Origin of the sequence: Ruicaihuangia caeni, from assembly GCF_040536845.1 — a bacterium.
Taxonomy (GTDB): domain Bacteria; phylum Actinomycetota; class Actinomycetes; order Actinomycetales; family Microbacteriaceae; genus Ruicaihuangia; species Ruicaihuangia caeni.
In genome coordinates this window covers 690,289-704,688 of the sequence record NZ_CP159582.1, presented here as the reverse complement: position 1 = coordinate 704,688, position 14,400 = coordinate 690,289, and the positions used below count along the sequence as shown (strand labels likewise).

Annotated in this window: 11 protein-coding genes; 5 read left to right on the top strand and 6 right to left on the bottom strand. The window is 67.6% G+C overall.

The genetic code is table 11. The features are described 5' to 3' along the window. Positions 1-82 precede the first annotated feature (82 nt). Both ABV606_RS03210 and ABV606_RS03205 read right to left on the bottom strand, forming a co-directional pair. A complete protein-coding gene (locus tag ABV606_RS03210; RefSeq protein WP_353988319.1) occupies positions 83-1,036 on the bottom strand; it encodes a zinc-binding dehydrogenase in 954 nt (317 codons plus the stop codon). Positions 1,037-1,134: 98 nt separating this feature from the next. Then, positions 1,135-1,434: a DUF1905 domain-containing protein gene (locus ABV606_RS03205; protein WP_353988318.1), complete on the bottom strand. Its 300-nt coding sequence runs from the start codon at positions 1,432-1,434 to the stop codon at positions 1,135-1,137. A 167-nt stretch (positions 1,435-1,601) separates the two neighbouring features. Between ABV606_RS03205 and ABV606_RS03200 the strand changes: the two genes are divergently transcribed. Next, positions 1,602-3,062, top strand: coding sequence for an MFS transporter (locus ABV606_RS03200; RefSeq protein ID WP_353988317.1), 1,461 nt, complete (start codon positions 1,602-1,604; stop codon positions 3,060-3,062). Between the two features lie 317 nt (positions 3,063-3,379). On the opposite strand, the gene ABV606_RS03195 is transcribed toward ABV606_RS03200, so the two are convergent. The 3 genes from ABV606_RS03195 to aroA all read right to left on the bottom strand — a co-directional run bounded on the left by ABV606_RS03195 (position 3,380) and on the right by aroA (position 6,712). After that, on the bottom strand, positions 3,380-4,126 hold the full coding sequence (locus tag ABV606_RS03195) for an inositol monophosphatase family protein (protein ID WP_353988769.1): 747 nt from the start codon (positions 4,124-4,126) through the stop codon (positions 3,380-3,382). A gap of 132 nt (positions 4,127-4,258) precedes the next feature. Beyond that, positions 4,259-5,284 (bottom strand): ribosome small subunit-dependent GTPase A, encoded by a 1,026-nt coding sequence (gene rsgA, locus ABV606_RS03190; RefSeq protein WP_353988316.1) that lies wholly within the window; start codon positions 5,282-5,284, stop codon positions 4,259-4,261. A 15-nt stretch (positions 5,285-5,299) separates the two neighbouring features. Next, the gene (aroA, locus tag ABV606_RS03185; RefSeq protein WP_353988315.1) at positions 5,300-6,712 is read right to left on the bottom strand and encodes a 3-phosphoshikimate 1-carboxyvinyltransferase; all 1,413 of its coding nucleotides are present in this window, start codon (positions 6,710-6,712) and stop codon (positions 5,300-5,302) included. A gap of 90 nt (positions 6,713-6,802) precedes the next feature. Here aroA and ABV606_RS03180 point away from each other — a divergent pair, with 90 nt between their 5' ends. Together ABV606_RS03180 and ABV606_RS03175 are read left to right on the top strand one after the other, a co-directional pair. Further along, positions 6,803-7,465: a sigma-70 family RNA polymerase sigma factor gene (locus tag ABV606_RS03180; protein WP_353988314.1), complete on the top strand. Its 663-nt coding sequence runs from the start codon at positions 6,803-6,805 to the stop codon at positions 7,463-7,465. After that, entirely contained in the window at positions 7,458-7,700 is a 243-nt protein-coding gene (locus tag ABV606_RS03175) for a zf-HC2 domain-containing protein (RefSeq protein ID WP_353988313.1), read from the top strand. Before ABV606_RS03180 ends, ABV606_RS03175 begins: the two co-directional genes overlap by 8 nt. A 198-nt stretch (positions 7,701-7,898) precedes the next feature. Here the strand turns inward: ABV606_RS03175 and ABV606_RS03170 are convergent, their stop codons facing one another. After that, a complete protein-coding gene (locus ABV606_RS03170; RefSeq protein ID WP_353988768.1) occupies positions 7,899-11,702 on the bottom strand; it encodes a multifunctional oxoglutarate decarboxylase/oxoglutarate dehydrogenase thiamine pyrophosphate-binding subunit/dihydrolipoyllysine-residue succinyltransferase subunit in 3,804 nt (1,267 codons plus the stop codon). 249 nt (positions 11,703-11,951) lie between these two features. On the opposite strand from ABV606_RS03170, the gene ABV606_RS03165 reads away from it, so the two are divergent. Together ABV606_RS03165 and ABV606_RS03160 are read left to right on the top strand one after the other, a co-directional pair. Next, positions 11,952-13,283 carry a hemolysin family protein gene (locus ABV606_RS03165; RefSeq protein ID WP_353988312.1) on the top strand — a complete coding sequence of 444 codons (1,332 nt, stop codon included), beginning with the start codon at positions 11,952-11,954 and terminating at the stop codon, positions 13,281-13,283. Next, complete coding sequence (locus tag ABV606_RS03160) at positions 13,280-14,323, top strand: hemolysin family protein (protein ID WP_353988311.1); 1,044 nt, start codon at positions 13,280-13,282, stop codon at positions 14,321-14,323. The genes ABV606_RS03165 and ABV606_RS03160 overlap by 4 nt, the downstream gene beginning before the upstream one ends. Positions 14,324-14,400 lie beyond the last annotated feature (77 nt).

Sequence of the window (14,400 nt, the reverse complement as noted above, 5' to 3'; positions counted from 1 at the left end):
TGCTTCGTGCCCCGGCGCACCGGCCGGGCCCGCTGTACCGCCGAGGCTCAGCCCGCGCGCATGAGCGGGTTCGACCGCGCGGTCACTCGTACATCGCGATGAAGCGACCGATGACACCGCCGGCGCGCAGCTTGTCGATCGCGTCCGGGATGTCGCCATGCGTGATGTGGTTCATCGGAGGGTTCAGCTTGCCGGTCTTCATGAGCTCATAGATGCCCTCGAGGTCTTCGCGCGTGCCCGACTTCGAACCCTTGATCGTCAACTGGTTGATGATGATCGGATACGTGTTGATGTGCGCTTCCAGCTTGCCCATGCCGACCTGCACGAACGTGCCGAACTCGCCGAGCGTTTCGATGCCCGCTGCGGTGGTGGTGCCGAATCCCGCGTAGTCGACGATCAACTCGAGGTTCTTGTCTTTGAAGGCGTCGATCGATGCGGCAACGCCCGACAATCCGATCTCATCGGCGAGCTTCTGTGGCTCAGGGTTGACCTCGGCCGCATACACCTCGGCGCCCGAGAGCACAGCGGCGCGGGCGCCGATGTACCCGAGCCCGCCGAGCCCGATGACTCCCACGCGCATGCCCGCCCTAGCCCCGCCGACAGCCATGATGGCGTGATACGCGGTGAGGCCGGCATCCGTCGCCATGGCACCCAGATCGAACGGCACCTCATCGGGAAGCCGCACGAGATTCTCGGAGGTCGCCACAAGCTTCTGCGCGAAACCGCCGTCCCACTTGCCGTATCCGAGTGCGTCGCCGTCGCTCATGACCGGCGCCAAGCCCACGCGGTCGCCGACACTCCACTGGTCCATGTCCTCGCCCACCTCGACGATGACGCCGGCGTTCTCATGGCCCATCGTGCGGGGAAGCGTGGGAAACAGCGCCATCCAGCCCGGATCGTCGAGCGCCGAGACGTCGGAGTGGCAGACGCCGGCGGCTTTCACCTCGACCACGACCTCGCCTGGTCCGGCGGTCGGTTCGGGTACTTCATTCAGCTCGAGCGGCTTGTTCGTACCGGTGAACTGCCATGCCTTCATCAGAGCCTCCCTCGAGAACGGTGCTCGCTCTCCTGCGGCCATTGTGCGAGCCTGTCGCCTCGGCGAGAAGGGCGGCCGCCGGCTCTCCCAGCGGTCAGTCAGATGTCCACGAGCTCGATCGCGACGGTCACCACATCGCCGAGGCTGAGCGATTCAGCCTCCCGCACGGCCTTCTTCACCGGCAGCGCATAGGTGCCGTCGCCTCCGGGAAAGATCGAGGTGCGCCACGTTGTGCCGCCGATGACCGCCTCGACCCTGAGCGAACCGAAGCCGCCGGCGAGGCCCGCAGAGACCTCGAGAATCTCGGCGGATGCCTCAGCAGGCACGCTGACAAAGGTCCAGAGCTCGTGCCGGCGCGCGTGCCACCGCCAGAGCTCCGCATCGAACTCGAATCGCACGCATCCACCGTGCCACAGACCTCGGTCATCGGCCCTGCCACAGACCGCGCTCATCCCGTGCGATATATCGACACTGCATTGTGCGAGCCGCTTCGTCGAACACGCCGCTCAAGAACGTGCAGGTTCTGCAAGAACCGGAGCGTAGGGCTATAACTGAGGGGAGCCCCATGACAGATTCCTCAGCACACGCAGCCCCTGGTCATTCCGATCGCGCGAAGTGGGAGGCGTTCGCGGTCTGCGTGACCGTCGCGGCGCTGACGATCCTCGATATCTCGAAGATCAACGTGGGAATCCCGCCCATCGAAGCCTCGCTCAACGGCGGACCGACCGAGTTGCAGCTCATCGTGGCGGGGTACGCGCTCGCCTTCGGCTTGTTGCTCGTACCGGCCGGCCGGCTGGGTGATCTCCGCTCCCGCAAGGCCATGTTCATCATCGGCCTTTCCGCGTTCACCTTCGCGAGTCTCTGGTGCGCGCTCGCTCCGAACATCGAGATGCTGGTCGTGGGCAGGTTGCTGCAGGGCGTCGCGGCCGGCATCCAGATGCCGCAGGTGCTCGGTCTGATCCAGCAACTCTTCGTCGGCCCCGAGCGCGGCCGGGCGTTCGGCGTATTCGGCGCGATCATCGGCATCTCCACCGCGATCGGCCCGACCCTCGGGGGAGTGCTCATCGCAGCAGGAGGCCCCGAGAACGGCTGGCGCCTGCTGTTCTGGATGAACGTGCCCCTAGGGGTGCTGGCTCTGCTGCTGGCGATCAAGCTGCTGCCGGCGGTGCAGCTGAAGCCGCAGGGCGACCGCTCGCTCGACCTCGTCGGCATCGGTCTGCTCGGTGCGACCGTGTTCTGCCTGATGCTGCCGTTCGTGCTCACGACCGGGGGGCCCTCCGACGACCCTGCGCGGTGGTGGTGGCTGGTGGGCTTCGCCGTCTTCGGCTCGCTCTTCACCTACTGGGAGCTCGCGTACCGCAGGCGCGGCAAGTCTCCCGTGATCGACTTCCGGCTGTTCCGCCTCGCCACGTTCCGGAACGGCACGCTGATCGCGACCGCCTACTTCTCGGCGATGCCGGCGAGCTTCTTGCTGACGGTGCTCTACGTGCAGCAGGGACTCGGCTTCTCGCCGGTCATCGCGGGCATGGTGAGCATCCCGTTCGCACTCACCTCCGCATTCACGTCGTGGTGGAGCGGACGACGGGTCGAGCAGTACGGGCCCAAGCTGGTCGCGGTGGGCGTTGCCGGAGTGTTCGTCGGCTTCTCCATCGTTGTCATCGCGGGCGTGCTTGTTCCGCACGACCTGGTGCCGTGGGCCATTGCCTGCGGAATGACGCTGGGCGGCCTCGGCGCTGGTTGCGTCATCTCGCCGAACCAGACCATCACGCTCTCGCAGGTTCCGGTCGTGCAGGGCGGTGTCGCTGGCTCGGTCGGCCAGGTGGGCCAGCGCGTGGGCACGGCGATCGGCGTGGCCGTCGCGGCCTCCGCGTTCTACGCGGTGCTCGCCGGAACGGGAGCGGATGCCGCCGGCTTCCGCTCGGCATACGCCTCGGGCATGGCGGCGGCTCTCGGCATCCTGCTGGTCGCTGCCGTGTTCGCCATCGCCGATGTGCGCATCCTCCGCCGCGACCGACCCATCGCCTGACCGCAGGACCCTACCGCCCACGCCGAGCCCGCCCGCGACGCGCCCGCCCGCGACACGCCTGCCGGCCACACGACCGCCGGCCACACGACCGCCGGCCACACGACCGCCCGCCACACGACCGCCCGCGACACACCCGCCCATGCCACACCACGCCGCGACACGCCCGCCCGCGAGCCATCGCTCACGCACCCCTCGGCGACGCACCTCTTTGCGGCGAGATGACACAGTCTGCATCCGCAAACCGCTTGACGCTCGCCGATTCTGTCATCTCGGCGAAGGGCTCCACCGGGTGGCGCGGCGTGAGGTCGCGCTGAGCCTCAGCGGGCGGCGAGCGCGCGAAGCGCTTCGTCGTGCAGCAGGCCGTTGGTGGCGAGCGCACTGCCGTGCCAGGGGCCCGTCTCACCGTCGATCGAGGTGAACCTGCCGCCCGCCTCCTCGATGATCGGCACGATGGCGGCCATGTCGTAGGGCTTGAGGTCGGGCTCGCTCACCAGGTCGATGGCGCCCTCGGCCACGAGCATGTACGACCACATGTCGCCGATGCCCCGCTCGCGCCAGACGGTGCGCGTGAGTTCGATGATGCGATCGAGGCGCCCGATCTCGTCCCAGCCCTGCAACCGGTTGTAGCTGATGTTCGCCTCGGCCAGCGTCGCGACGTCTGAGACCGCGAGCCGCTGGGGCGCGCCGCCCTCGTGCTGCATCCACGCGCCTTCGCCGCGCGAGGCCCACCAGCGTCGGCCGAGCGCCGGCGCGCTCACTACTCCGAGCACCACGTCGCCGTCGATCGCGAGCGCGATCAGCGTGCCCCAGATCGGCACCCCTCGCATGAAGTTCGCGGTGCCGTCGATGGGATCGATGATCCACTGACGCGCGGATGCGCCCGCCGACCCGAACTCCTCACCGAAGACCGCATCGCCCTTGCGTGAGTCGGCGATGCGTTGACGCAGCACCTCCTCGACGCGCTTATCGGCATCCGTCACATGGGTGCGGTCGGCCTTCAGTTGCACATCGAGGTTCGCGGCACGGTACCGGTCGAGCGAGATCAGGTCTGCATCACCCGCCATCGAGAGGGCGAAGGCGAGATCGTCGTCGATGCTGTACTCGGTCACGCCATCAGCGTAGCCGCCGCGCGCGCGGCCAGGGCGTGCCCAACGTCGGCCCAGCACCAGCGCCAGCACGGTGGGGCCGGTCGGGGCTCAGGCGCCGAGCGCCGCCAGCAGCCGCTGCGCCGAGTCGAGGCGATGGCGGGCGATCTCTCCCCGCTCGACCGCCTCTTCGATCGCGCAATCGGGTGAGTCCGGCATATGCGTGCATCCGCGGGGGCACCCCTCGGCGATCGCCGCGAGATCCGTGAACGCGCGGAGCACATTGCCGCGGTCGACATGGCCGAGGCCGAACGACCTCACGCCCGGAGTGTCGATGATCCACCCCCCTGTCGGCAGTCGGAGCGACACCGTCGACGACGAGGTGTGCCGCCCGCGACCGGTCACCTCGTTCACTCGCCCGGTGGCGCGATCAGCGCCGGGCACCAGAGCGTTCACCAGGGTCGACTTGCCCACACCGGAGTGCCCGACCGCGACGGTGCGGTGCCCGGCGAGCCGCTCGCGAAGCTCGTCAACGGGCGGGTCGTCCTGACGGCTGAGGTAGACCTCGAGGTCGAGATCGCTGAAGTTCGAGAGGAACTCGGCCGGATCAGCGAGGTCGGTCTTCGTGACCACCACGAGAGGTCGGATGCCGGCATCGAAGGCCGCGACCAGGTATCGGTCGACGAGCCGCTGGCGCGGCTCGGGGTTCGCCGCAGCGACCACGATGAGCATCTGGTCGGCATTGGCGACGATGACGCGCTCCACCTCGTCGGTGTCGTCGGCGCTGCGCCGCAGCAGCGTCTCTCGTTCGCGCACCCGCACGGCGCGGGCGAGCGATCCCGGCTCGCCGGACGTATCGCCGACCAAGTCCACAACATCGCCGGTCACGATCGCTTTCTTGCCCAGCTCTCGGGCGCGCGCCGCCGTGACGGTCCGTTCGTCAGCTCCGCCCTCATCGATCACCACGCCGTAGCGACCACGGTCGACGGTGATGACCCGTCCCTCCTGCGCGTTGGCGTGCTCCGGACGGATCTTGGTGCGCGGTCGGTTCCCCTTGGGGTTGGGGCGCGAGCGCACCGCCGACTCGTCGTACTCGCCGTACGGTTCGTCGACGTCGTCGTCGCTCCACCAGCTCATGCCGCGCTGCCCGGCCTACACGCTGCCGATCGCCGCTGCATCCGACCCGGCGCCGTCGTGCGAGAGCATGCCTCGCCACAGCTCGGGGAACTCCGGAAGCGTCTTGGAGGTGGTGGCGATGTCGTCGATCGCAACTCCCTCGACCGCCAGGCCGATGATCGAACCGGATGTCGCCATGCGGTGATCGGCGTACGCCTTCCAAGGCCCGCCGTGGAGCTCGCGCGGCTGCAACTCGAGACCGTCCTCCAGTTCCGTCACCGCGCCACCGAGACCGTTGATCTCGGCTGCGAGTGCGGCGAGCCGGTCGGTCTCGTGTCCGCGCAGGTGTCCGATGCCAGTGATGCGGCTGGGGCCGGCCGCGAGTGCTGCGAGCGCGACGAGCGCGGGCGCGAGCTCACCGCCCTCGCTGAGGTCGAGCTCCACACCAGGCAGCTGAGCTCCGCCTCGTACGCCATCCCCGCCGTCGACGGTGAGCGCGTCGCCATGGCGGGTCACGCTTGCACCGAAGCGGGGGAGCAGCTCCTCGAGGTGAGCGCCCACCTGCGTGGTCGTCGCAGGCCAGTCGTCGATCGTGACGGTGCCACCCGCGACGAGCGCGGCCGCGAGGAACGGCGCCGCATTGGAGAGGTCGGGCTCGATCGTAAGATCGCGCGCCCGAATCGGCTGCCGTGCCACCTTCCAGACGCCGGGTTCCGGGGATTCTACGGTCACTCCGCGGGCTCGAAGGCACTCGACAGTCATCTCGATGTGCGGCATGCTCGGGAGCCGGTCGCCCGTGTGCCGCAGCAGTAATCCCTCTTCGAAGCGGGGCGCGACCATCAGCAGGGCCGAGACGAACTGGCTCGACTCGCTCGCATCGATCTCGAGCTCGCCACCGGTGACACGGCCGGTGCCGTACAGGCTGAACGGCAGCGAGCCGCGTCCGTCGTCATTGACCTCGACACCGAGCGAGCGAAGCGACTCGATGGTCGCGCGCATCGGGCGCTTGCGCGCATACTCATCACCGTCGAAGGCCACCGGGCCGAGCGCGAGTGCGGCCATCGGGGGCATGAAGCGCATGACCGTGCCGGCGAGCCCGCACTCGATCGAGGTGCCGCCGAGCAGCTCTCCAGGGGGTGTGATTCGCAGATCGGGCCCGTATGCACCGTCGCCCGGTACCGCCTCGATGGAGACGCCGAGTGCGCGCAGCGCCTCAATCATCAGCTCGCTATCGCGAGACCGAAGCGGGCGGCGCAGGGTCGACGGCCCGTCTGCCAGGGCAGCCAGCACGAGTTCGCGATTCGTCAGGCTCTTCGAGCCTGGCAGTTGAAGCCGCGCGGCCAGGGGCGCCGTCGCGACTGGCGCCTGCCATGGTCCCGGTTCACCCGCGTTCCGCTGGTTGTCGCCATAGGGATCGAAATCGGGCTGGGAATACTTTGAGATCAGCATCGGTTTCCAGAGTATCGGCACTTTCTCAAAGGGATCGGGGCTCACGCAATGGCATTCACGCTCGAAGCCGCGCGCCTAGACTGGCGCACGATGGACGACGTGACGGGTGATGACACCCGGCCGGACGCGGATGCCGCGATCCAGCCGGCCGCTGACGACCGAAGCCAGGACAGTGAGCACGACGACGTGCGCGACGTCTTCGAGGCGCAGGCCATGCCGTTCATGGATCAGCTCTACGCAGCGGCGATGCGTATGTCGCGAAACCCGGCCGACGCCGCCGATCTCGTGCAGGACACGTACGCGAAGGCCTTTGCCGCGTTCGGATCCTTCAAACAAGGCACCAACCTCAAGGCCTGGCTGTACCGCATCCTCACCAATACCTATATCAACGCGTATCGCAAGCGGCAGCGCGACCCCTACCAGGGCTCCATCGACGAACTCGAGGAGTGGCAGGTCGGTTCCGCCGAGTCGGCGACGTCAAGCTCGTCGCGGTCGGCAGAGGCCGAAGCGATCGACCGGATGCCGGCGGGTGCCGTCAAGGACGCCCTCCAGTCGATCCCCGATGACTTCCGCATCGCCGTCTACCTCGCCGATGTGGAGGGCTTCTCCTACCAGGAGATCGCTGAAATGATGAAGACCCCTACCGGCACCGTCATGAGCCGCCTCCACCGCGGTCGACGGATGCTGCGAGAGCGATTGGCCGACTACGCCGCGGAGCGCGGCATCGGCCGCACGGGAGCCCGAAATGACTGATTGCGAGAAGGCCCGCGCCGAACTCGAGGAGTACCTGCACAACGAGTTGGGCGCTGAAGACGCCGCGATGGTCGCCCAGCACCTCGCCGAGTGCGAGGACTGTCGGAGCGAGCACCGATTGGGCGCTGCGCTCACTGAGGCCGTGCGCCGCGCGTGCCGGGAGCGCGCGCCGGAAGAGTTGCGTGCGCTTGTGCTGACCCACATTCGAAGCGTTGAAGCGACCCAGACGGTCTGAGCAAGGTCACTCCCATACGGCCTGAGCAGAGTCTCAATTCAGCGAACTGAGCACGGTCACCGCGAAGGCGGTCTGAACAGGGCATCTACGTCGGCGGACTGAGCAGGCGTCACTAGCACCCGGTCCAGCCAGCGACAAACGAACGGTGCCCGCCCCGGAAGATTCCGAGGCGGGCACCGTAGTTCACGCAGGCGCGGTCTAGGCGAACGCGGCCGCGATCAGTTCCGCGTGCTCTTGCGCGCTGCGCTTGTTCGAGCCCGTGGCGGGGGAAGCGGATGCCGGGCGCGACGACACGCGCAGGCTCCGACCCTCGAGGTGCTTCGGAAGCTCGAGGCCCAGGAACGGCCAAGCGCCCTGGTTCTCGGGCTCTTCCTGCACCCACACGATCTCGTTCGCGTTGGGGTACATGCGCAGCGCCGTCTGCAGCTCGTCGGCCGGGAACGGGTAGAACTGCTCCATTCGCACGAGGGCGACGTCGGTTCGCTCCTGCTTCTGCACTTCGGCCTTCAGGTCGTAGTGGAGCTTGCCCGCATGCAGCAGCACCCGAGTGACGGCTGAGCGGTCGTCTACCGAGGCGTCGTCGATCACCGGTTCGAAGCGCCCGGTGAGGAAGTCCTCGACCTCGCTCGTCGCGCCCCGAAGGCGGAGCATCGCCTTGGGTGTGAACACGATGAGCGGACGGCGCGGCCGTGCGTACGCCTGGCGGCGAAGCAGGTGGAAGTACGACGCCGGAGTCGACGGACGGGCGATCGTCATGTTGTCTTCGGCAGCCATCTGCAGGAAGCGCTCGATACGGGCCGACGAGTGGTCGGGGCCCTGGCCCTCGTAGCCGTGCGGCAGCAGCAGCACCAGGCCGGCGCGCTGGTCCCACTTCTGCTCGGCACTCGCGATGAACTCGTCGATGACGATCTGGGCGCCGTTGGCGAAGTCGCCGAACTGCGCTTCCCACAGCACCAGGGCGTCTGTGCGCTCCACGGAGTAGCCGTACTCGTACGCCATCGCGGCGTACTCGCTCAGCAGCGAGTCGTAGACCCAGAAGCGACCCTGGTTCTCCGCGAGGTTGCCGAGCGGCAGCCACTCCTGGCCGTTCTCACGGTCGTGCAGCACCGCGTGACGCTGCACGAAGGTGCCGCGGCGCGCGTCCTGCCCGACGAGACGCACCGGTGTGCCCTCGACCAGCAGCGATCCGAGCGCGAGCAGCTCTCCGAAGCCCCAGTCGATACCACCGTTGCGGCTCATGTCCACGCGCTTGTTCATCAGCTGCTGAAGCTTCGGATGCACCGTGAAGCCGGCGGGCTTGTTGTTGTGCGCGTCACCGATCAACTCGATGATCGCCCGGTCGACGCCGGTCGTCTCGGGGGAGTGGGGCGGCTCCTCGATCTGAGCCGAGATGATGCCGCTGGCCGACACCGCAGGGATCGAGCCGGTCTGCGCCTCGTGCGTCTCGGCGAAGGCGCGCTCCAGGCTCTCCTGGAAGTCGCGCTGCGCCGCCTGGAACTCCTCCTCGGTGATGTCGCCGCGGCCGACCAGCGCCTCGGCGTACAGGGTGCGCACCGAGCGCTTGGCCTCGATCAGGTTGTACATCAGCGGCTGGGTCATCGACGGGTCATCGCCCTCGTTGTGCCCGCGCCGGCGGTACGACACGAGGTCGATGACGACATCGCGCTTGAACTCCTGGCGGTACTTGAATGCGAGTTCCGCGACCCGCACGACGGCTTCGGGGTCGTCGCCGTTCACATGGAAGATCGGCGCCTGGATGGTCTTCGCCACGTCGGTCGCGTAGACCGAGGTGCGGCCCTCACCGGGCGGCGTGGTGAAGCCCACCTGGTTGTTGATGACGACGTGTACGGTGCCGCCGGTGCGGTAGGCCCGCAGTTGTGACATCTGCATGGTCTCCACGACCACGCCCTGGCCGGCCATCGCGGCGTCGCCGTGCACGAGGATCGGGAGCCACGTGAACGAGCCGATCGGCTTGCGGTCCTGCTTCGCGCGCACAATGCCCTCGAGCACGCCGTCGACGGCCTCGAGGTGCGACGGGTTCGCGGCGAGCGACACGGGGATCTGCTTGCCGGAGGCGGCGGTGAAGGTTCCCTCGGTGCCGAGGTGGTACTTCACATCGCCCGAGCCCTGCGGTGCGCGCAGATCGGTCGTCCCCTCGAATTCGCGGAACACCTGACCGTAGGTCTTGCCCGCGATGTTGGTGAGCACGTTGAGTCGACCGCGGTGCGCCATTCCGATCGCGACCCCGTCGAGCTCGGCCTCGGCCGCGCCCTGCAGGATCTCATCGAGCAGTGCGATCGTGGACTCGCCGCCCTCGAGGCTGAACCGCTTCTGGCCCACGTACTTCGTCTGGAGGAAGGTCTCGAACGCCTCGGCCTGGTTGAGCTTGCCGAGAATCCGCATCTGTTCGTCGTGCGTCGGCTTCTCGTACGGCTTCTCGAGCTGGTCCTGGAACCAGCGGCGCTGCACCGGGTCTTGGATGTGCATGTACTCGACGCCGATGGTGCGGCAGTACGAGTCGCGCAGCACGCCGAGGATGTCGCGCAGCGTCATGGTGCGCTTGCCGCCGAAGCCGTTCGTCACGAACTCGCGGTCGAGGTCCCAGAACGTGAGGCTGTGCGAGTTGATGTCGAGGTCGGGGTGTGAGCGCTGCACGTACTCGAGCGGGTCGGTGTCGGCCATGAGGTGACCGCGCACCCGGTAGGAGTTGATGAGCTCTTGGACTCGCGCGGTCTTGTCGACGCGCTCGGCGAGATCGATCTTGATGTCGGCGGCCCAGCGGATCGGGTCGTAGGGGATGCGCAGCGCCGCGAAGATCTCCTCGTAGAAGCCGCGCTGCCCGATCAGCAGCTCGTGCAGCAGCTTGAGGTACTCGCCCGAACCGGCGCCCTGGATGACCCTGTGGTCATAGGTGCTGGTGAGGGTGATCGTCTTGCCGATGCCGAGTTCTGCCAGCGTCTTGGGCGCCGACCCCTGGAACTCGGCCGGGTACTCCAGCGCACCGGCGCCGATGATGCATCCCGCGCCCTGCATGAGCCGGGGAACCGAGTGCACCGTGCCGATGCCGCCGGGGTTGGTGAGCGAGATGGTGTTGCCCTGGAAGTCGGCCAGCGTCAGCTTGTTGTTCCGCGCCCGCTTGACGACGTCTTCGTACGCGTTGAGGAACTCGCCGAAGTTCATGGTGTCGGCCCGCTTGATGCCCGGCACGACGAGCGTGCGGGAACCGTCGGGCTTCGGAAGATCGATCGCGATGCCGAGGTTGATGTGGGCCGGGGTCACGACCGACGGCTTGCCGTCGACGACGTCGTAGTAGACGTTCTGGCTGGGGAAGTCCTTCAGCGCCTTCACCATCGCCCACGCGATGAGGTGGGTGAACGACACCTTGCCGCCGCGCGTGCGCTTCATGTGGTTGTTGATGACGATGCGGTTGTCGATCATCAGCTTCGCCGGGATCGTGCGCACGCTCGTCGCCGTCGGCACCGCGAGGCTCGCGTCCATGTTCGTGGCCACGGTCTTCGCGACCCCGCGAAGCGGCTGCACCTCGTCCTGCCGCTCGGTCACCTCGGCGGCCGGCTCAGCCGACTGCTTGGTCGGCGCCTGCGCCGGGATCGGCTGCGGCTTCGGCTGCACCGAAGTGGTCTTCGCGATGGGCTGCGCGCCGGTGACGACCGGCGGGCTGGTCGGCGTGGGCTTGGTGGGCGGGTTCACGGCCCCCGGCGCTGCGGGAGCGGCCTGCGGTGCGGTGCCGTTCGCGGCGGTCGATGGTGCGTCGATCGCGTCGGATGCCGCTTGCTTCGGCAGTTCACCGGCCTCAGTGGCGGCGACAGCGCCGCCGTTCTTCACCGAGGGCTTGTACCGTTCGAGAATCGGCCACCAGGACTGATCCACCGAGTTCTTGTCTTCGAGATACTGCTCGTACATCTCGTCGACGAGCCACTCGTTCGCACCGAACTCGCCGGTCGAGGAATCATTCGAGCGAGTTCCGGTTACACGGCTTGACACAGCCAACCGCCCACTTTCACCAAATCACGCAATCGCTGCTCTTGACGCGCGCCTCCAGTCATAGGCACACCGGTTTCTAGCCTACGCGTTCTGGTGCCTGCGCCGGCATCCGGTGAGGCTCCTGCCGCATGAAAAATCGAGCAGAATTTCCATCGAACGCGCTCGTTATAGTGGAACGCACCATGGATGACCCTCCGTCTTGCTCGTCCGACCCCTCCCATAGACGCTCGCCGGTGATCGGGGGTGTCGATGCCCACTGAGCTCGTCATGCTGGCCATCGGCATCATCCTGACCATCGGCACCGGACTATTCGTCGCGTCCGAGTTCGCACTGGTGAACCTCGACCGAGCCGATCTGGAAGCTCGCCGCGCTCGCGGCGAGACCCGTCTCGGGCTCACCATCTCGGCGCTGCGCATCACATCGACGCACCTCTCGAGCGCGCAACTCGGCATCACGCTCACCACTCTGCTCACCGGCTACACCCTGGAACCGGCCTTCAGCGGGATGCTGCGAGAGCCGATCACCGGGCTGGGAATCCCGGATGCCGCTGTCCCCGCCGTGTCTTCGACGATCGCCATGGTGATCGCGACGCTGCTGTCGATGATCATCGGCGAGCTCGTGCCGAAGAACTTCGCGCTGGCGCTGCCATTGGCCACCGCCAAAGTCGTCATGCCGTTCCAGACAGCCTTCACCTGGGCGTTCAAGCCGGCGATCGTCGCGCTGAACGGAACCGCGAACGCCACGCTCCGGAGCATGGGCATCGAACCGAAGGAGGAGCTCAGCGGCGCCCGCACCGCAGAGGAGCTGAGTTCGCTGGTGATCCGCTCCGCCCGAGAGGGTTCGCTCGAGGCCGACACGGCGACCCTGCTGGCGCGCACGCTGGCGTTCTCCGATCGCACGGCATCCGATGTGATGACCCCGCGCCCGCGCCTATCGACGGTCGGCCGCGGCGACTCGGCCGAGACGGTCATCGAACTCGCGCGCCGCACGGGCCTCTCGCGCTTTCCGGTGACGGGAGACGACGGCATCGACGACATCCTGGGTCTCGTGCACATCAAGCAGGCCGTGGCGGTGCCGCGTGAGAAGCGTGCCGAGGTGCCTGTCTCGGCGCTGCAGACCGAGGCGTTGCGGGTGCCCGAGACGATGCGGCTCGACATGCTGCTGGGTGAGATCCGGGGCCGCGGCTACCAGATGGCGATCGTCGTGGACGAGTATGGCGGGACCGCTGGCGTGGCGACGCTGGAGGATCTGGTCGAGGAACTGATCGGCGAGGTCTCGGATGAGCATGACCGTTCGCGGGCCGGCGTGGTCCGCGCGCGCGACTGGGTGAGCTTCCCGGGAAGCCTCCGACCCGATGAGCTCAGGGAGCGCGCCGGCGTCGTGGTGCCGGAGCACGGTGCGTATGAGACCGTGGCTGGTTTCGTGATGAGCGAGCTGGGCCGCATTCCCGACGTCGGCGACACCGTCGAACTCGACGGCGGCACGTTGCGAGTCGATCGCATGGACGGGCGGCGCATCGACCGCATCCGGTACATTCCGCACGCCGATGATGCGGCCGACGACCAAGGAGCATCCCGATGAGCGCCGCCGACTGGTGGGGCATCGCGTGGCTCGGCATCCTGCTGCTGGTGAATGCGTTCTTCGTCGGTGCAGAGTTCGCCGTCATCTCGGCGCGTCGCTCGCAGATCGAGCCCAAGGCCGAACGCGGTTCGCGTGCCGCCCGCACGGCGCTCTGGGCGATGGAGCATGCCACGCTCATGCTCGCGACCAGCCAATTGGGCATCACGGTCTGCTCGCTGCTCATCCTGAACATCTCCGAGCCCGCGATCCATCACTTGCTCGAACTGCCGCTGCAGTACACCGGCTGGTCGCCGGAGGTCATCGGCACGGTGTCCTTCATCATCGCGCTCGTGCTGGTGTCGTTCCTGCACGTGGTCTACGGCGAGATGGTGCCGAAGAACCTGTCGTTCTCGATGCCCGACCGTGCCGTGCTGCTGCTCGCACCGCCACTGGTGTTCGTGGGCCGGGTGTTCAAGCCGGTGATCGTCGCGCTGAACGCCGTCGCGAACGGTGTGCTGCGGTTGTTCCGCGTGCAGCCGAAGAACGAGGCGACGAGCGCGTTCACCCTCGACGAGGTGGCGACGATCGTGCAGCACTCCACACGTGAGGGCGTGCTCGCAGACACGACCGGTGCGCTCAGCGCGGCATTCGAGTTCACGGAAAAGCAGGTGCGAGACATCGCCTTGCCGCTCGACCGCATCGTGACGCTGCCTGAGCAAGCAACGCCGTCGGATGTGGAGCGGTCGGTCGCGCAGCGCGGCTTCAGCCGTTACGTCCTCGTCGATGAGCAGGGTGAGCCGACCGGCTACGTGCATCTGAAGGACGTGATCGATCTCGACAACGGCGGCTACGCAGAGCCGGTGCCGCCGAAGCGCGTGCGCCAGCTGATCTCGGTGTTCGAGGGCCAAGACCTCGAAGACGCGCTCGCGACCATGCGTCGCAACGGAGTGCACCTGGCGAGGACCTTCGACACCGACGGAAACACGCGTGGCGTGATTTTCCTCGAGGACATCATCGAGGAACTGGTCGGCGAGGTGAGAGACGCGACGCGGCGACGCTGAGCGAGGGGCGGCGACGCGGTCCGAGGCGCGGTTGCGCTGCGGACAGCGCGGCGGCGTCCAACGGGATGTCTGTGGGC